This window comes from Enterobacter sp. WI-ESBL-E8 (genome assembly GCF_053364895.1).
On record NZ_JBRWXJ010000001.1, the window covers coordinates 3,218,500 to 3,238,021 of the forward strand.

A 19,522-nucleotide genomic window follows, 5' to 3' on the forward strand; every position below is an offset into this window, starting at 1 on the left:
AAAGCGGTAATGAATAAACAATACCAGCGGGTTTTGGTTACCACCCCACATCCTTTATTACGACTTGTCTGTCTGGGCCTGGTCACCTTTATCTTTACCTTATTTTCGCTGGAACTCACCCGCTTCGGCACGCTGCTGGCCCCGCTCTGGTTTCCCACCGCCATTATGATGGTGGCGTTTTACCGCCATGCCGGAAAAATGTGGCCGGGCATTGCCCTGGCCTGTTCTTTCGGCAATATTCTGGCCTCGTGGATGCTGTTTTCGTGGGGATCGGTAAGCCTCATCTACCCTTCAATCAACGTGATTGAGGCCGTTATCGGCGCGGTGTTCCTGCGCAAATTACTTCCGTGGTACAACCCGCTGCAGAATCTGAATGACTGGATCCGCGTAGCCATCGGCAGCGCGCTGGTCCCGCCGCTGGTGGGCGGCATTCTCGTTACTCTGGTGGCGCCCGGCCCTGAGCCGCTGCGTAATTTCTTCGTCTGGGTGCTGTCAGAAGCCATTGGCGCGCTGGCGGTGGTGCCATTGGGACTGCTGTTTAAACCGCATTATCTGCTGCGCCACCGTGACCCGAGACTGCTGCTGGAAACGCTAACTACGCTGGCCGTCACGTTAGTCCTTAGCTGGGCCGCCATCACCTGGCTGCCGTGGCCCTTTACCTGCGTTATCGTTCTGCTGATGTGGAGCGCCGTACGCCTGCCGCGGATGGAAGCGTTCATGGTATTTCTGGTCACCGTGATGGTCGTCTCGCTGATGATCGCCCGCAATCCGGTGGCGCTGACAACCCAGCACGCCGGGCCGATGATGAACGCACCGTGGCTGCCGTTCCTGATGCTGCTCCTGCCGGCCAACGTAATGACCATGGTGATGTATGCCTTCCGCGCCGAGCGCAAACACATCACCGAAAGCGAAGAGCGTTTTCGTAATGCGATGGAGTATTCCGCCATCGGCATGGCGCTGGTCAGCATTGAGGGCAACTGGCTTCAGGCCAACAAGGCGCTGTGCAATTTCCTCGGTTACAGCCAGACGGAGCTTCAGGCACTGACCTTCCAGCAGCTCACCTGGCCGGAAGATCTCCATACCGACCTGGAACAGCTTGAACAGCTGGTCAACGGCGAGATCAATACCTACACCCTTGAGAAGCGCTATTACACCCGCAACGGAGAAGTGGTCTGGGCGCTGCTGGCCGTCTCCGTGGTGCGTCATGCCGACGGCTCGCCGCTCTATTTTATCGCCCAGATTGAAGATATTAACGACCTGAAGCAGACCGAGTGGGTCAATAAGCGCCTGATGGAGCGCATTACGCTTGCTAACGAAGCGGGCGGCATCGGCATCTGGGAGTGGGATCTGGAGCCAGACGTTATTAGCTGGGATAAGCGGATGTTTGAGCTGTATGAAATTCCGCCGCACATCAAGCCCACCTGGCAGCTCTGGCATGAAACGATGCTGCCGGAAGATCGCGCCCACGCGGAGCAGGTCCTGAGGGACTCTCTGATTTCCCGCCTGCCGTTTAAGCTGGAGTTCCGCATCCGCGTGAAGGAAGGCGTGCGCCATATTCGCTCCCTGGCGAACCGGGTGCTGAATAAGCAGGGTGAAGTTGAGCGTCTGCTCGGGATCAACATGGACATGACCGAGGTGAAGCAGCTCAACGAGGCCCTCTTCCAGGAAAAAGAGCGCCTGCACATTACCCTCGACTCCATCGGTGAAGCGGTGCTGTGTACCGATATCAACATGAATGTTACCTTTATGAACCCGGTCGCCGAGAAAATGAGCGGCTGGCTGCAGGCCGAGGCAATTGGCCAGCCGGTCCTGACGGTGTTACACATTACCTTCGGTGAAAAAGGGCCGCTGATGGAGAATATTCACAGCGGCGATATGTCCCGTTCCGATATCGATCAGGACGTGGTCCTGAACTGCCGCACCGGCGGAAACTTCGATATTCACTACAGCATTACGCCGCTCAGCACGCTGGATGGGCAGAGTATTGGTTCCGTTATCGTAATTCAGGACGTCACCGAGTCGCGCAAAATGCTGCGCCAGCTGAGCTACAGCGCCTCCCACGATGCCCTGACCCACCTCGCCAACCGGGTCAGCTTCGAAAGCCATCTCAAGCGGCTCCTGCAGACCGTTCGCGAAACGCGCCAGCGTCACGCCCTGGTCTTTATCGACCTCGATCGCTTTAAGGCCGTCAACGATACGGCAGGCCATGCCGCCGGCGATGCGCTGCTGCGGGAACTCTCTTCCTTAATGCTGACCATGCTTCGCTCCAGCGACGTGCTGGCGCGCCTGGGCGGAGACGAATTCGGGTTACTGTTGCCGGACTGCAATATTGAAAGCGCACGCTATATCGCCAACCGCCTGATCCAGACCATCAATGACTACCACTTTATGTGGGAAGGCCGTCTGCACCGGATAGGTGCCAGCGCCGGGATCACGCTGATAGATGAAAACAACCATCAGGCGTCGGAGATCATGTCACAGGCGGACATTGCCTGTTATGCCTCGAAAAACGGCGGACGCGGCATGGTGACGGTTTACGAACCCCAGCAGGAGCGGGATCGCAGCACGCGCAGCATGATGTCGCTTGACGAGCAGTGGCACATGATTAAAGACAATCACCTGATGATGATTGCCCGCAGCGTCGCCTCCCCGCGCATTCCGGAAAGCAGTAATTTCTGGCTGATTTCATTACGCCTGTGGACCAGCCAGGGCGAAGTTCAGGAAGAGCACGCTTTCCGCTCGGGCCTGGCGGAGCCTGAGCTTTTTCACGCCCTCGACAGACGTATCTTTAGCGAGTTTTTCCGCGCCTTTGCGGCACAGATCGCCAGTAAAGGTATGGGTATCGCGCTTCCCCTTTCTGAGGCCGGTTTAGCCAGCGTGACGCTGGTCGATGAACTTCTCGACCTGCTGGATAAAAGCCCGATGCCGGGCCGTCTCCTGCACCTGGTTATCTCTGCCGACGTGGTCTGCAATCCGGACAAGAACCTGCAGCGGGGTCTGCAAAAGCTTCGCCAGGCGGGCTGTCGCATCATTTTCAGCCAGGTGGGCCGCGACATGAACGTCTTTAGCCACCTGAGCGCGAACATGGCCGACTATCTGATGCTGGACGCGGAAGTGGTGACCAACGTTTACGGCAATCTGATGGATGAAATGATGGTCACCATCGTTCAGGGCCATGCCCAGCGTCTGGGCATGAAGACCATAGCTGGCCCCTGCAATCAGCCCATCATGATGGATACGCTCTCCGGCATCGGCATTGATTTTATCTTTGGCGATACCATCGCCGAGCCGCAGCCGCTGGATCTACTTCTTAACACCAGCTATTTCGCCATCAACTGACGGCGCCCATCCGTCGGTATACCAGATGTGAAGCAGCGCGTAAGAGCGCCAGGGCTGCCAGCGTTCGGCGTAGCGGCGAATTTGCGCGGGCGTCATCCCGGCGAAGCGCTGCTTAATCAGATAATCATCCGGCAGAAACACATCTTTCGCCTGCCAGCCGCGCAGGGCCAGGTAGTTTGCCGTCCAGCGACCAATTCCCGGCCGCTGTTGTAACGCCTTCATCCCTTCCTCAATATTCGCGGGCGGGAAAAGCGGAAACGTCCCGTCGATGACCGACTGCGCCAGATGAATCAACGACTCCGCACGCTTTACCGGCATGCCCAGCGCTTTCAGCGCCAGCGGGTCCGCTGCCGCCAGCGCCTGCGGCGTGGGGAAGCAGAGATAGCCAGGGCAATCCGCCACGGGTTCCCCGCACAGCGCCACCACGCGCGAGGCCAGCTTCGCCGCCATCGCCACGCTCACCAGCTGTCCGAGAATCGCCCGAACGCCCTGCTCGTACGCATCCATCGCCCCCGGCAAGCGCAAGCCCGGCCGGGCAGCGCCGAGGTCGCCCAGCGTCTCCGCTATATGCTGCGGGTTGCAGGCGAGATCGAACAGCTGCGCGATGCGCTCAAGACACGTCTGCGCAACCGGGATTAACCCTGGGCTGAGCGTCACGCTCAGCGTGTGGGTGGCGATATCCGGCGTAACGCGAAAGATCCCCTGATGTCCTTCGCAGGCAAAACTGCGCTCATAGTAGTCGCTCGTGACGGTTTCAATGCCCGCCACCGCACGCGCGCTAAGAAAGCCAAACATCCACTGCCAGTCGTAAGGGGGAAGCCAGGTCAGGGTGTACATCGTCTCTCCTTTTAGGTTCTCCACAGCATAAACGGAAAGGTCTTGTTTTGCCTTGCTTTCATATTCCTGTTGTCGCCGGACGGGCATTCCGCTAAAGTCTCGCCCCTTCTCACTGGCATGGGGATCAATCGTGTTTATTGGATTCGACTACGGTACGGCAAACTGCTCGGTTGCGATTATGCAAAACGGGCAACCACAGCTCCTGAAAATGGAAAAAGAGAGCACGCTGCTGCCGTCAATGCTCTGCGCGCCCACCCGCGAAGCGGTCAGCGAATGGCTGTTCCGCCACCACCAGGTTCCGGCTTCGGCGGCGGAAACCCAGGCGCTGTTGCGCCGTGCTGTCAGCTTCAACCGCGAGGAAGATATCGACGTTACGCCGTCCAGCGTGCAGTTCGGCCTCTCTTCGCTCGGGCACTACATTGAAGATCCTGAAGAGGTCTACTTCGTTAAGTCGCCAAAGTCCTTCCTCGGCGCCAGCGGCCTGAAGCCGCAGCAGGTGGCGATGTTTGAAGACCTGGTGTGCGCGATGATGCTGCACATCCGCAATCAGGCACAGACGCAGGTGTCAGATGCGATTACCCAGGCGGTGATTGGCCGGCCAATCAACTTCCAGGGGCTGGGGGGCGATGAGGCCAACCAGCAGGCGCAGGGGATCCTGGAGCGCGCGGCGCACCGCGCAGGCTTCCGCGACGTGGTATTCCAGTACGAGCCGGTTGCGGCGGGGCTGGACTTTGAAGCCACGCTGTCGGAAGAGAAGCGCGTGCTGGTGGTCGACATCGGCGGGGGCACCACAGACTGCTCGCTGCTGCTGATGGGGCCGCAGTGGCATAACCGTCGCGACCGCGAAAACAGCCTGCTGGGGCACAGCGGCTGCCGCGTAGGCGGTAACGACCTCGACATCGCGCTGGCCTTTAAGAGCCTGATGCCGCTGCTGGGCATGGGCGGGCAAACGGAGAAAGGGATCGCTCTGCCGATCCTGCCATGGTGGAACGCTATCGCCATCAACGACGTGCCTGCGCAGAGCGATTTTTACAGCACCGCTAACGGCCGCTTCCTTAACGATCTGGTGCGCGATGCCCAGGACGCCGATAAGGTCGCCCTGCTGTATAAAGTGTGGCGTCAGCGCCTCAGCTACCGCGTGGTGCGTACTGCGGAAGAGAGCAAAATCGCCCTCTCCGATCGCGCTGAACATGCGGTGTCCTTGCCGTTTATCAGCGACGAACTGGCCACGGCGATTTCACAGGAGGGGCTGGAGACGGCGCTCGCTCAGCCGCTGCAGCGTATTCTGGAACAGGTGCAGCTGGCGCTGGAGAACGGCAAAGAGAAGCCTGACGTGATTTACCTGACCGGGGGTAGCGCCCGTTCACCGCTGATCAAGAAAGCGCTGGCGGAACAGCTGCCGGGGATCCCGATTGCAGGTGGGGATGACTTTGGCTCCGTTACCGCGGGCCTGGCGCGCTGGGCGCAGGTGATGTTTAGCTAATGTCGTTGCGCCGGGTGGCGGCTTCGCCTTACCCGGCCTACAAAACCCTCGGCTGTAGGCCGGGTAAGCGAAGCGCCACCCGGCTAAAAAGAGCACCATACTCAGACCATTCCTGACAGTCTTCCATATTTCCTCCATTTTTCCGCTGTGTTGCCTGACTAAACTAGTATCATTCCCCGAAGTATTCAGGATGAGAACGTATAACGATGAAAGGCAATCATAAATCCCGCTGGGCAATCGCCGCTGGCATCATTGTGGTGGTCCTTGCCGCCGCCTGGTACTGGCACAGTCAATCCGCGAACTCCATCCCCCCCGCCGGTGCCAACAGCCAGCCACAGCGCCCGGCAGGTGGAGGGCGTCACGGGATGCGCGGCGGCGCGCTGGCCCCGGTCCAGGCGGCGACGGCGGTGAACAAGGCCGTTCCACGCTACCTTACCGGTCTCGGAACCATTACCGCCGCCAACACCGTGACGGTGCGTAGCCGCGTCGACGGCCAGCTGATGGCTATTCACTTCCAGGAAGGCCAGCAGGTCAAAGCGGGCGATCTGCTGGCGGAAATCGACCCAAGCCAGTTTAAGGTTGCTCTCGCCCAGGCGCAGGGCCAGCTCGCGAAAGACAAAGCCACGCTCGCCAACGCCCGGCGCGATTTAGCGCGCTACCAGCAGCTGGTGAAAACTAACCTCGTTTCTCGTCAGGAGCTGGACACCCAGCAGTCGCTGGTCAGCGAAACGCAGGGCACCATCAAAGCCGACGAAGCCGCCGTCGCCAGCGCACAGCTGCAGCTGGACTGGAGCCGCATCACCGCGCCGATTGACGGCCGCGTCGGCCTGAAGCAGGTTGATATCGGCAACCAGATCTCAAGCGGCGACACCACGGGCATCGTGGTGATCACCCAGACCCACCCGATTGATTTAGTCTTTACCCTACCGGAGAGCGACATTGCGACGGTAGTGCAGGCGCAAAAAGCCGGCAAAGGCCTGGTAGTGGAAGCCTGGGAGCGCACCAACAAGCAGAAACTGAGCGAAGGGTCCCTGCTCAGTCTGGATAACCAGATCGACACCACCACCGGCACCATCAAGCTGAAGGCGCGCTTTAACAACCAGGACGATGCCCTCTTCCCGAACCAGTTCGTCAACGCGCGAATGCTGGTCGCTACCGAAGAGAACGCGGTGGTGATCCCCACCGCCGCGCTGCAGATGGGTAACGAAGGCAACTTCGTCTGGGTACTGAACAGCGACAATAAGGTCAGTAAACATCTGGTGAAAACCGGGATTCAGGACAGCCAGACGGTGGTCATCGCCGCCGGGCTTTCCGCTGGCGACCGCGTGGTCACCGACGGCATCGACCGTCTGACCGAAGGGGCCAAAGTGGAAGTGGTTGAGCCGGCGAAACAGGGAGCGACCTCCTGATGCAGGTTATGCCGCCAGGCTCTACAGGTGGGCCGTCACGCCTGTTTATCCTCCGTCCTGTCGCCACCACGCTGCTGATGGTGGCGATCCTGCTCGCCGGGATTATCGGCTATCGCTTTCTGCCCGTGTCGGCGCTGCCTGAGGTGGATTATCCAACCATTCAGGTGGTGACGCTTTATCCCGGCGCCAGCCCGGACGTAGTGACCTCCGCCATCACCGCCCCGCTGGAGCGCCAGTTCGGCCAGATGTCGGGGCTAAAACAGATGTCCTCCCAGAGTTCCGGCGGGGCATCCGTCGTGACGCTGCAGTTCCAGCTTACGCTGTCGCTGGACGTCGCCGAGCAGGAGGTGCAGGCCGCGATTAACGCCGCCACCAACCTGCTGCCGTCGGACCTGCCTAACCCACCGGTCTACAGCAAGGTAAACCCGGCGGATCCGCCGATCATGACGCTTGCCGTCACCTCCTCCGCCATGCCGATGACCCAGGTCGAAGACATGGTCGAAACGCGCGTGGCGCAGAAGATTTCTCAGGTCTCCGGCGTCGGTCTCGTCACGCTGGCGGGCGGACAACGCCCGGCCGTTCGCGTCAAGCTTAACGCGCAGGCGATTGCCGCGCTGGGTCTGACCAGCGAAACCATCCGCAGCGCCATCAGCAATGCCAACGTCAACTCGGCGAAAGGTTCGCTGGACGGCCCAACCCGCGCGGTCACACTCTCCGCCAACGACCAGATGCAGTCCGCCGATGAATACCGCCAGCTGATTATCGCGTATCAGAACGGCGCTCCGGTGCGTCTGGGCGATGTGGCGACCGTGGAGCAAGGCGCGGAAAACAGCTGGCTGGGGGCCTGGGCCAACAGGCAGCAGGCGATCGTCATGAACGTCCAGCGCCAGCCGGGGGCCAACATCATCGAAACCGCCGACAGCATCCGCACCATGCTGCCGCAGCTGATTGAAAGCCTGCCGAAATCGGTCAGCGTGAAGGTGCTTTCTGACCGCACCACTAATATTCGCGCGTCGGTCACCGATACCCAGTTTGAGCTGATGCTGGCGATTGCGCTGGTGGTCATGATCATTTACCTGTTCCTGCGCAACGTTCCGGCGACCATTATTCCCGCCGTCGCCGTACCTCTCTCGCTGGTCGGCACGTTTGCCGTCATGGTGTTCCTCGATTTCTCGATCAACAACCTGACGCTGATGGCGCTCACTATCGCCACCGGGTTCGTGGTGGACGATGCCATCGTCGTTATCGAGAACATCTCGCGCTATATCGAGAAAGGCGAAAAACCGCTGGCGGCCGCGCTGAAAGGCGCGGGCGAGATCGGCTTTACCATTATCTCGCTGACCTTCTCGCTGATTGCGGTGCTGATCCCGCTGCTGTTCATGGGCGATATCGTCGGGCGTCTTTTCCGCGAGTTTGCCGTCACGCTGGCCGTCGCCATTTTGATCTCCGCCGTGGTGTCGCTGACCCTGACGCCGATGATGTGTGCCCGCATGCTGAGCCATGAATCCCTGCGCAAGCAAAACCGCTTCTCCCGCGCCTCCGAGCGCATGTTCGAGCGGATTATTGCCGCCTACGGTCGCGTATTGGCGAAAGTCCTCAACCATCCGTGGGCGACGCTCGGCGTGGCGCTCGGCACGCTGGCGCTCAGCGTGATGCTGTGGATTTTCATTCCGAAAGGCTTCTTCCCGATCCAGGACAACGGCATTATTCAGGGCACGCTTCAGGCCCCGCAGTCGGTCTCCTTCGCCAACATGGCGCAGCGCCAGCAGCAGGTGTCTGAAATCATCATGAAGGATCCGGCAGTGGAGAGCCTCACCTCCTACGTGGGCGTGGATGGCACTAACCCGTCGCTCAATAGCGCGCGCCTGCAGATCAACCTCAAGCCGCTGGATGAGCGCGACGATCGCGTCAACGCCGTGATTGAACGTCTGCAAAGCGCCGTCGCCCGCGTGCCGGGCGTTGAGCTATACCTGCAGCCGATTCAGGATTTGACCATCGATACCCAGGTCAGCCGCACGCAGTACCAGTTCACGCTGCAGGCCACCTCGCTGGACGCGCTCAGCACCTGGGTGCCGCAGCTGGTGGATAAGCTTAACACTCTGCCGCAGCTCTCCGACGTCAGCAGCGACTGGCAGGACAAAGGCCTGGCGGCGTATGTGAACGTCAACCGCGACGCCGCCAGCCGTCTGGGCATTACCATGGCGGACGTGGATAACGCCCTGTATAACGCCTTCGGGCAGCGTCTGATCTCCACCATCTACACCCAGGCGAACCAGTATCGCGTGGTGCTGGAGCACAACACGGAAAACACGCCCGGCCTGGCGGGGCTGGACTCGGTGCGCCTGACCAGCAAAGACGGCGGCATTGTGCCGCTGAGCGCTATCGCGACGGTAGAGGAGCGCTACACCCCGCTGTCGATAAACCATCTGGATCAGTTCCCGTCCACCACCATCTCCTTTAACGTGCCGGACAATTATTCTCTCGGCGAAGCGGTGGAGGCCATTCAGGCCGCTGAAAAAGCGGTAAGCTTCCCGTCCGATATTCAGACCCAGTTCCAGGGCAGCACGCTGGCGTTTCAGGCCGCGCTGGGCAATACCATCTGGCTGATTGTCGCTGCCGTCGTAGCGATGTACATCGTGCTCGGCGTACTGTACGAAAGCTTTATCCACCCGATCACCATCCTCTCCACCCTGCCGACGGCGGGCGTCGGGGCGCTGCTGGCGCTGATGCTGGCGGGCAGCGAGCTGGACGTCATTGCCATTATCGGCATCATCCTGCTTATCGGGATCGTGAAGAAAAACGCCATCATGATGATCGACTTCGCCCTGGCCGCCGAGCGCGAGCAGGGCATGTCGCCGCGCGATGCCATCTTCCAGGCCTGCCTGCTGCGTTTTCGTCCGATCCTGATGACCACGCTGGCGGCCCTGCTGGGCGCGCTGCCGCTGATGCTCAGCACCGGCGTCGGCGCGGAGCTGCGTCGTCCGCTGGGTATCGGCATGGTCGGCGGTCTGCTGGTGAGCCAGGTGCTGACGCTGTTCACCACGCCGGTGATTTATCTGCTGTTTGACCGCCTGGCGCTGTGGGCCAAAAGCCGCTTCCCGAAACGTGAAGAGGAGGCATAAGTGAAGTTTTTCGCCCTCTTCATTTATCGCCCGGTGGCGACGATATTAATTTCGCTCGCCATTACCCTCTGCGGCGTGCTGGGCTTCCGGCTGCTGCCGGTAGCGCCCCTGCCGCAGGTGGATTTCCCGGTGATCATGGTCAGCGCCTCGCTGCCGGGTGCGTCACCGGAAACCATGGCCTCGTCCGTTGCCACACCGCTGGAGCGCTCGCTCGGGCGAATTGCGGGGGTCAACGAGATGACCTCCAGCAGCTCGCTCGGCAGCACGCGCATCATTCTGGAGTTCAGCTTCGACCGGGATATTAACGGCGCGGCGCGGGACGTGCAGGCCGCCATCAACGCCGCGCAAAGCCTGCTTCCGAGCGGGATGCCGAGCCGCCCGACCTACCGCAAGGCTAACCCGTCCGATGCGCCGATCATGATCCTGACGCTGACCTCGGACACCTACTCGCAGGGGCAGCTGTACGACTTTGCGTCCACCCAGCTGGCGCAGACCATTTCACAAATTAACGGCGTCGGTGACGTGAGCGTCGGCGGGAGCTCCCTGCCCGCCGTGCGCGTGGGGTTAAACCCGCAGGCGCTGTTCAACCAGGGCGTGTCGCTGGACGACGTGCGCTCCGCCATCAGCAACGCCAACGTGCGCAAACCGCAGGGGGCGATTGAAGACAACAGCCACCGCTGGCAGATCCACACCAACGACGAGCTGAAAACCGCGGCGGAATATCAGCCGCTCATTATTCACTACAACAACGGCGCGGCGGTGCGCTTAAGCGACGTTGCCAGCGTCACCGACTCGGTGCAGGACGTGCGCAACGCCGGGATGACCAACGCCAAGCCGGCGATTTTGCTGATGATCCGCAAGCTCCCGGAAGCCAACATTATCGAGACGGTGAACAGCATTCGCGCCCGCCTCCCGGAGCTGCAGCAGACCATCCCGGCAGCGATCGACCTGCAAATTGCCCAGGATCGCTCCCCGACCATTCGCGCCTCGCTGGAAGAGGTGGAGCAAACGCTGATTATCTCCGTCGCGCTGGTGATCCTGGTGGTGTTCCTGTTCCTGCGCTCCGGCCGGGCGACGCTGATCCCGGCGGTGGCCGTGCCGGTCTCGCTGATCGGTACCTTTGCCGCCATGTACCTGTGCGGGTTCAGCCTCAACAACCTGTCGCTGATGGCCCTGACGATTGCGACGGGCTTCGTGGTGGATGATGCCATCGTGGTGCTGGAAAACATCTCCCGCCATCTGGAAGCCGGCGTGAAGCCGCTGCAGGCCGCGCTTCAGGGCACGCGCGAGGTGGGCTTTACGGTGCTCTCGATGAGCCTGTCGCTGGTGGCGGTGTTCCTGCCGCTGCTGCTGATGGGCGGGCTGCCGGGCAGGCTGCTGCGGGAGTTTGCCGTCACGCTGTCGGTTGCCATCGGTATTTCGCTGGTTATTTCCTTAACGCTCACGCCAATGATGTGCGGCTGGATGCTCAAGCGCAGCAAGCCGCACTCGCAGCCGCGCCGTAAAGGCTTTGGCCGTTTCCTGATGGCAATGCAGGAAGGCTACGGGAAATCGCTGAAGTGGGTGCTGAACCATACCCGGCTTGTCGGCCTGGTGCTGATCGGCACCATCGTGCTCAACGTCTGGATGTATATCACCATCCCGAAAACCTTCTTCCCGGAGCAGGATACCGGCGTGCTGATGGGCGGTATTCAGGCGGATCAGAGCATTTCCTTCCAGGCGATGCGCGGCAAGCTGCAGGACTTTATGAAGATCATTCGTGAAGACAAAGCCGTGGATAACGTGACCGGCTTTACCGGCGGGTCACGCGTTAACAGCGGGATGATGTTTATTACCCTGAAATCGCGCGGAGAGCGCAACGAAACGGCGCAGCAGGTGATTGACCGCCTGCGGGTGAAGCTCGCCAAAGAGCCGGGCGCCAACCTGTTTTTGATGGCCGTTCAGGATATCCGCGTCGGCGGGCGACAGGCGAACGCCAGCTACCAGTACACCCTGCTTTCTGATGATTTAGCCGCCCTGCGCGAGTGGGAGCCGAAGATCCGCAAGGCGCTGGCCGCCCTGCCGGAGCTGGCGGACGTAAACTCCGATCAGCAGGACAACGGCGCCGAGATGGCCCTGACCTACGACCGCGAAACCATGTCACGCCTGGGCATTAACGTTGAAGCCGCCAACAGCCTGCTGAACAACGCCTTCGGCCAGCGCGAGATTTCTACCATCTATCAGCCGATGAACCAGTATAAGGTGGTGATGGAGGTTGACCCGCGCTATACCCAGGACATCAGCGCCCTGGACAAGATGTTTGTGATCAACAATGACGGCAAGGCGATACCGCTCTCTTACTTTGCCAGCTGGCAACCGGCCAACGCGCCGCTTTCGGTGAACCATCAGGGGCTGTCGGCAGCGTCGACCATCTCCTTCAACCTGCCCGCCGGTTCGTCACTTTCGGAGGCCAGCGACGCCATCAACCGTGCGATGACGCAGCTTGGCGTGCCGTCCACCGTGCGCGGCAGCTTTGCCGGCACCGCGCAGGTGTTCCAGGAGACGATGAACTCGCAGGTGATTTTGATTCTGGCCGCCATTGCCACGGTCTATATTGTGCTTGGCGTCCTGTACGAGAGCTACGTGCATCCGCTGACCATCCTCTCGACGTTGCCGTCGGCAGGCGTGGGAGCGCTGCTGGCGCTGGAGCTGTTCGGCGCGCCGTTCAGCCTTATCGCGCTTATCGGGATCATGCTATTGATCGGCATTGTGAAGAAAAACGCCATCATGATGGTCGACTTCGCGCTGGACGCCCAGCGCAACGGCAACCTGTCGCCGGAAGAGGCGATCTTCCAGGCCTGCCTGCTGCGTTTTCGTCCGATCATGATGACCACCCTGGCGGCGCTGTTTGGCGCGCTGCCGCTGGTGATTTCGGGCGGCGACGGCTCTGAGCTGCGCCAGCCGCTGGGGATCACCATTGTCGGCGGCCTGGTGATGAGCCAGCTGCTGACGCTATACACCACGCCGGTGGTCTATCTGTTCTTTGACCGCCTGCGGCTGCGCTTTTCGCGTAAAAACAGAACCACGGTGACCGGGTAAATGACTGAGCTTCCCAGCAGCGTTCGCTGGCAATTATGGATAGTCGCCTTCGGCTTTTTTATGCAGTCGCTGGATACGACCATCGTTAACACCGCCCTCCCCTCGATGGCGAAAAGCCTGGGGGAGAGTCCGCTGCATATGCATATGGTGATTGTCTCCTACGTGCTGACGGTGGCCGTGATGCTGCCAGCCAGCGGCTGGCTGGCCGACAAAGTCGGGGTGCGGAATATCTTCTTCACCGCCATCGTGCTGTTTACCACCGGCTCGCTGTTTTGCGCCCAGGCCAATACCCTCGACCAGCTGGTGATGGCGCGCGTGCTGCAGGGCGTTGGCGGGGCGATGATGGTGCCCGTCGGGCGGTTAACGGTAATGAAGATTGTCCCGCGCGAGCAGTACATGGCGGCGATGACCTTTGTGACCCTGCCCGGCCAGGTGGGGCCGCTGCTGGGCCCGGCGCTGGGCGGGGTGCTGGTGGAGTACGCCTCCTGGCACTGGATTTTCTTAATCAACCTGCCGGTGGGCATCATCGGCGCGATTGCCACGCTGACCCTGATGCCAAACTACAAAATGCAGACGCGTCGCTTCGATCTCTTTGGCTTTATCCTGCTGGCGGCGGGGATGGCAACGCTCACCCTCGTGCTCGACGGGCAAAAAGGGCTGGGGATTTCGTCCCTGACGCTGGGTATCCTGGTCGCCCTCGGCCTCGCCGCCATTTTGTGGTACCTCTGGCACGCCAGAGGAAACGACAAGGCGCTGTTCAGCCTGAGTTTGTTTAACAACCCCACCTACCGTCTCGGCCTGTTCGGCAGCTTCGCCGGACGCGTCGGCAGCGGTATGCTGCCGTTTATGACGCCCGTATTCCTGCAAATTGGCATGGGCTTCTCGCCGTTTCACGCGGGCCTGATGATGATCCCGATGGTGCTCGGCAGCATGGGCATGAAGCGCATCGTGGTGCAGGTCGTTAACCGCTTTGGCTATCGTCACGTGCTGGTGGCCGCCACGCTGGGGCTGGCGCTGGTCAGCCTGCTGTTTATGGCCGTGGCGCTGATGGGCTGGTACTACGCCCTGCCGCTAGTGCTGTTCTGCCAGGGGATCGTCAACTCCATGCGCTTCTCGTCGATGAATACCCTGACGCTGAAAGACCTGCCGGACGAGCTGGCGAGCAGCGGCAACAGCCTGCTGTCGATGATTATGCAGCTCTCCATGAGAGTGGGCGTCACAATTGCCGGCCTGCTGCTCGGCATGTACGGTCAGCACCACCTCAGCGTCGACACGCCGGTGGCGCATCAGGTCTTTTTATATACCTATCTCAGCATGGCGGTCATTATCGCCCTGCCCGCTTTCATCTTCGCCAGAGTGCCGGATGATACCAGCAAGAACGTCGTGATTAGGCGCGGCAAAAGGAGTGGCTCATGAAATTCTGGCGTCCGGGGATTACCGGCAAGCTCTTTGTGGCGATATTTGCCACCTGTATCGTTCTGCTGGTTACCATGCACTGGGCGGTGCGGATCAGCTTTGAGCGCGGGTTTATTGATTACATCAAGCACGGCAACGAGCAGCGCCTGCAGGGGCTGAGCGATGCGCTGAGTGAACAGTACGCCCAGCACGGCAACTGGCGTTTTCTGCGCAACAATGACCGGTTTGTTTTCCAGATCCTGCGCTCGCTGGAGCACGACGCGGGTGACGATCGTCCGGGCCCGGGTATGCCGCCGCACGGCTGGCGCACCCAGTTCTGGGTGATCGACCAGGACATGCGCACGCTGGTTGGCCCGCGAGCGCCGATACCGCCGGACGGCACCCGCCGCGCGATCAAGGTCAACAACGCGACCGTCGGCTGGGTTATCGCCTCTCCGGTGGAGCGCCTGACGCGCAACACCGACATTAACTTTGACCGCCAGCAGCGCCGGACAAGCTGGCTGATTGTCGCCCTCTCCACCCTGCTCGCCGCGCTCGCCACCTTCCCGCTGGCGCGCGGCCTGCTCGCGCCGGTAAAACGGCTGGTAGAAGGCACGCACAAGCTGGCCGCCGGGGATTTCACCACCCGCGTCGATACCCGCAGCCAGGACGAGCTGGGCAAGCTGGCGCAGGACTTTAACCAGCTCGCCAGCACGCTGGAGAAGAACCAGCAGATGCGCCGCGACTTTATGGCCGATATCTCCCACGAGCTGCGCACCCCGCTGGCGGTGCTGCGCGGCGAGCTGGAGGCCATTCAGGACGGCGTGCGCCAGTTTACGCCCGAATCGGTCGCTTCCCTGCAGGCGGAGGTGGGCACGCTCACCAAGCTGGTGGACGATCTCCACCAGCTCTCCATGTCGGATGAAGGCGCGCTGGCTTACCAGAAAGCGCCCATCGACGTGATTAACGTGCTTGAGGTCGCCAGCGGCGCCTTCCGGGAACGTTTTGCCAGCCGTAACCTGAAAATCGATCTCTCCCTGCCGGACAGCGCGGTAGTGTTTGGCGATAAGGACCGTCTGATGCAGCTCTTCAACAACCTGCTGGAAAACAGCCTGCGCTATACCGACAGCGGCGGCGGGCTGCATATCTCCGGCAAACAGGAAAACGGACGTTTCGCCCTCACCTTCGCGGATTCCGCCCCCGGGGTGCAGGATGCGCAGCTGGAAAAACTGTTTGAACGGTTTTACCGTACCGAAGGCTCCCGAAACCGCGCCAGCGGCGGTTCCGGCCTGGGGCTGGCGATTTGCGTTAACATCGTCGAGGCGCATAATGGCACCCTCCGCGCCGCCCATTCGCCTTTTGGCGGGGTTAGCATTACAGTAGAGTTACCGCTGGAACGGGATTTATCGAGAGAAGTATGACTGAGCTACCGATTGACGAAAACACACCGCGCATTTTGATTGTCGAAGACGAACCCAAGCTTGGACAGCTGCTTATCGACTATTTGCGCGCGGCCAGCTATGCCCCGTCACTGATAAACCACGGCGACCAGGTGCTGCCCTACGTGCGCCAGACGCCGCCGGACCTGATCCTGCTGGATCTGATGCTGCCCGGTACCGACGGCCTGACCCTGTGCCGGGAAATTCGTCGCTTCTCCGACGTGCCGATCGTCATGGTGACCGCCAAAATTGAAGAGATTGACCGCCTGCTGGGGCTCGAAATTGGCGCGGACGATTACATCTGCAAACCCTACAGCCCGCGTGAAGTGGTTGCCCGCGTGAAAACCATTTTGCGCCGCTGCAAACCGCAGCGCGAGCTTCAGGTGCTGGATGCGGAAAGCCCGCTGATCGTCGATGAAAGCCGTTTCCAGGCAAGCTGGCGCAGCAAACTGCTGGACCTCACTCCCGCCGAGTTTCGCCTGCTGAAAACCCTCTCCCACGAGCCGGGGAAAGTGTTCTCCCGCGAGCAGCTACTGAACCGCCTGTATGACGATTACCGCGTCGTGACCGACCGCACCATCGACAGCCATATCAAAAACCTGCGCCGCAAGCTGGAGGCGCTGGACGCCGAGCAGTCTTTTATTCGCGCGGTGTATGGCGTGGGATATCGATGGGAAGCGGATGCGTGCAGGATAGTGTGAGACTTCACCTTTGAAACCCGCCCCTGGCGGGTTTTTCTTCTCTGGAATCCATCCAGGAATCAACCATACTCTTTTTACCGGTTCGCTTACTTATAACTGGTGCTGATAATTTTACTTTCGATCAAGGAGTTCCTATGTCTGGTTGGTTCGAATTAAGTAAAAGCAGTGATGGTCAGTTCAGGTTTGTGCTGAAGGCTGGAAACGGAGAGATCGTTCTGACCAGCGAGCTTTACACCAGCAAAAGTGCCGCCGAAAACGGCATTGCTTCCGTACGCACGAACAGCCCCCTGGACGAGCGCTATGAGAAGAAAACGGCCTCTAACGGTAAGTTCCATTTCAATCTCAAGGCGGGCAATCATCAGGTCATTGGCAGCAGCCAGCTTTATGCGACGGAACAGTCGCGTGATAAGGGCATCGCCTCGGTCAAAACCAACGGTTCTGCCCAGACGGTAAAAGACAACACCTGACAGCACGACGCGCGCCGGGAGAGCGGTGACGCGACCCGGCGCTTTACCTCCCAGCCCCGCAGCGCTACAATACCCGCCCTTAAAGTGGGGGATCTCCCCTTACCGCTGCACCAGGTGCACGCGGATCTGACCTGTCATCAGAACGAGAACAAACATGTTTAAACCGGAACTCCTTTCCCCGGCGGGAACGCTGCAAAATATGCGTTACGCTTTCGCCTATGGTGCCGACGCCGTCTACGCGGGCCAGCCTCGCTACTCGCTGCGCGTGCGTAACAATGAATTCAACCACGAGAACCTGCAGCTCGGTATCAACGAAGCGCATGCTCTGGGCAAAAAATTCTACGTGGTGGTCAACATCGCGCCGCACAACGCCAAGCTGAAGACGTTCATCCGTGACCTGAAGCCGGTGGTGGATATGGGGCCGGACGCGCTGATCATGTCGGATCCGGGTTTAATCATGCTGGTTCGGGAGAACTTCCCGGAGATGGATATTCACCTCTCCGTACAGGCTAACGCCGTCAACTGGGCGACGGTCAAATTCTGGAAGCAGATGGGACTGACCCGCGTCATTCTGTCCCGCGAGCTTTCCCTGGAAGAGATTGAAGAGATCCGCACCCAGGTGCCGGATATGGAAATCGAAATCTTCGTTCACGGCGCGCTGTGCATGGCCTACTCTGGCCGCTGCCTGCTCTCCGGCTATATCAACAAGCGCGACCCGAACCAGGGCACCTGCACCAACGCCTGCCGCTGGGAATATAACGTCCAGGAAGGCAAAGAGGATGACATCGGCAACATCGTCCACAAGCATGAGCCGATCCCGGTGACCAACGTTGAGCCTACGCTGGGCATCGGCGCGCCAACCGACAGCGTGTTTATGATTGAAGAAGCCAAACGTCCGGGCGAGTACATGACCGCCTTTGAAGACGAGCACGGTACTTACATCATGAACTCAAAAGATCTGCGCGCCATCGCCCACGTCGAGCGTCTGACCCAGATGGGCGTGCACTCCCTGAAAATCGAAGGCCGCACCAAATCCTATTACTACTGCGCGCGCACCGCGCAGGTGTACCGCAAAGCCATCGACGATGCCGCCGCCGGTAAACCGTTCGATACCAGCCTGCTGGAAACCCTGGAAGGCCTGGCGCACCGCGGCTACACCGAAGGCTTCCTGCGTCGTCATACCCATGACGATTACCAGAACTACGAGCACGGCTACTCCGTCTCGGAACGCCAGCAGTTTGTCGGTGACTTCACCGGCGAGCGCAAGGGCGCGCTGGCGGCTGTGGCGGTGAAAAACAAGTTCACCAAAGGCGACAGCCTGGAGCTTATGACCCCGCAGGGCAACATGAACTTTACGCTGGAGCATCTGGAAAACGGCAAAGGCGAAATGATTGAAGTAGCACCGGGTGACGGCCATACCGTCTGGCTGCCGGTTCCGGAAGAGGTGGAACTGAAGTTCGCGCTGCTGATGCGTAATTTCAACGGTGAAAGCACGCGTAATCCACACGGCAAATAGTCAATCAGGGAAATTTTTTCACTCTGGGATAATTCTTAGAATCGGATCACATACCGCTTCGTTCAATACGGGTATTATCCCCCCGCTGAAAAACATAACCCATAAATGCTAGCTGTACCAGGAACCACCTCCTTAGCCTGCGTAATCTCCCTTACGCGGGCTTATTTTTTGCCTTCTCTTTCCGCAATCCAGGCAATAAGCGCGTCGATTTGCTTCTCTGAAAACACCGCTATCCCATGCTCTGCGAGCAGCGATGCCGCAACCCCCATTCCCGTCTTGCGTATACCGCGAAAAGAACCGTCATAAATCACCACGCTGCCACACGTTGGGCTGCCGTCCGTTAACAACGCGGCGCTGCAGCCAGATTCCTGTGCGGCTTGCAGCGCGAGCCACGCTGCAAGCCGGTATTGCTCGGTCACATCCTGCCCTGTATTTTCAATTATTCTTGCTTGCCCGTGCATGACGTCTTTACCGTCAGCAGAGATAATCTCTGCCGGGGGACGCGGTACAGACAGCCCGGCAGCAAGTTCAGGGCAGTGAATTACCAGACGTTGTTCCTGTTCCCAGCGAGCGAGTTGCTCGTTCATTCGGGATTTTTCACTACCGTTATAGCGGACTTTGAAGCCCATCAGGCATGCGCTTACCAGAATTTTATTTATCATCGCTTTTCTGTGATTACATAAATCTCATCGCTGAATTGTAACGTGCTTTCGTGCCTGGTCTGTTCCTTTCATCC

The 19,522-nt window shown here is 60.0% G+C and carries 12 protein-coding genes; 10 read left to right on the forward strand and 2 right to left on the reverse strand.

The features are described from left to right. The first annotated feature begins 9 nt into the window (after nt 1-9). Complete coding sequence (locus ACWHWP_RS15335; RefSeq protein WP_063957641.1) at nt 10-3,339, forward strand: diguanylate cyclase; 3,330 nt, start codon at nt 10-12, stop codon at nt 3,337-3,339. On the opposite strand, the gene alkA is transcribed toward ACWHWP_RS15335, so the two are convergent. Continuing rightward, nucleotides 3,304-4,176: a DNA-3-methyladenine glycosylase 2 gene (alkA, locus tag ACWHWP_RS15340; RefSeq protein WP_447855946.1), complete on the reverse strand. Its 873-nt coding sequence runs from the start codon at nt 4,174-4,176 to the stop codon at nt 3,304-3,306. The two genes, ACWHWP_RS15335 and alkA, sit on opposite strands and share 36 nt — an antisense overlap. A 130-nt stretch (nt 4,177-4,306) precedes the next feature. Between alkA and yegD the strand changes: the two genes are divergently transcribed. The 9 genes from yegD to trhP all read left to right on the forward strand — a co-directional run bounded on the left by yegD (nt 4,307) and on the right by trhP (nt 18,786). Next, nucleotides 4,307-5,659, forward strand: coding sequence for a molecular chaperone (gene yegD, locus ACWHWP_RS15345; RefSeq protein WP_063430489.1), 1,353 nt, complete (start codon nt 4,307-4,309; stop codon nt 5,657-5,659). Between the two features lie 206 nt (nt 5,660-5,865). After that, nucleotides 5,866-7,068: an MdtA/MuxA family multidrug efflux RND transporter periplasmic adaptor subunit gene (locus tag ACWHWP_RS15350; RefSeq protein ID WP_447855947.1), complete on the forward strand. Its 1,203-nt coding sequence runs from the start codon at nt 5,866-5,868 to the stop codon at nt 7,066-7,068. Beyond that, a complete protein-coding gene (locus ACWHWP_RS15355; protein WP_447855948.1) occupies nt 7,068-10,190 on the forward strand; it encodes an MdtB/MuxB family multidrug efflux RND transporter permease subunit in 3,123 nt (1,040 codons plus the stop codon). The genes ACWHWP_RS15350 and ACWHWP_RS15355 overlap by 1 nt, the downstream gene beginning before the upstream one ends. Continuing rightward, complete coding sequence (gene mdtC / locus ACWHWP_RS15360; RefSeq protein WP_447855949.1) at nt 10,191-13,268, forward strand: multidrug efflux RND transporter permease subunit MdtC; 3,078 nt, start codon at nt 10,191-10,193, stop codon at nt 13,266-13,268. After that, nucleotides 13,269-14,684, forward strand: coding sequence for a multidrug transporter subunit MdtD (gene mdtD / locus ACWHWP_RS15365; RefSeq protein WP_447855950.1), 1,416 nt, complete (start codon nt 13,269-13,271; stop codon nt 14,682-14,684). Further along, nucleotides 14,681-16,084 carry an envelope stress sensor histidine kinase BaeS gene (gene baeS, locus ACWHWP_RS15370; protein ID WP_047346506.1) on the forward strand — a complete coding sequence of 468 codons (1,404 nt, stop codon included), beginning with the start codon at nt 14,681-14,683 and terminating at the stop codon, nt 16,082-16,084. Before mdtD ends, baeS begins: the two co-directional genes overlap by 4 nt. Continuing rightward, nucleotides 16,081-16,803 (forward strand): envelope stress response regulator BaeR, encoded by a 723-nt coding sequence (baeR, locus tag ACWHWP_RS15375; protein WP_063430477.1) that lies wholly within the window; start codon nt 16,081-16,083, stop codon nt 16,801-16,803. The genes baeS and baeR overlap by 4 nt, the downstream gene beginning before the upstream one ends. Nucleotides 16,804-16,937: 134 nt before the next feature. Next, entirely contained in the window at nt 16,938-17,270 is a 333-nt protein-coding gene (locus tag ACWHWP_RS15380) for a YegP family protein (RefSeq protein WP_047346508.1), read from the forward strand. A gap of 154 nt (nt 17,271-17,424) precedes the next feature. Next, nucleotides 17,425-18,786, forward strand: coding sequence for a prephenate-dependent tRNA uridine(34) hydroxylase TrhP (gene trhP / locus ACWHWP_RS15385; RefSeq protein WP_024908121.1), 1,362 nt, complete (start codon nt 17,425-17,427; stop codon nt 18,784-18,786). Between the two features lie 161 nt (nt 18,787-18,947). Here trhP and ACWHWP_RS15390 read toward each other — a convergent pair whose 3' ends face one another. Then, nucleotides 18,948-19,448 carry a DUF523 domain-containing protein gene (locus ACWHWP_RS15390; RefSeq protein WP_447855951.1) on the reverse strand — a complete coding sequence of 167 codons (501 nt, stop codon included), beginning with the start codon at nt 19,446-19,448 and terminating at the stop codon, nt 18,948-18,950. Between the last annotated feature and the right edge of the window lie 74 nt (nt 19,449-19,522).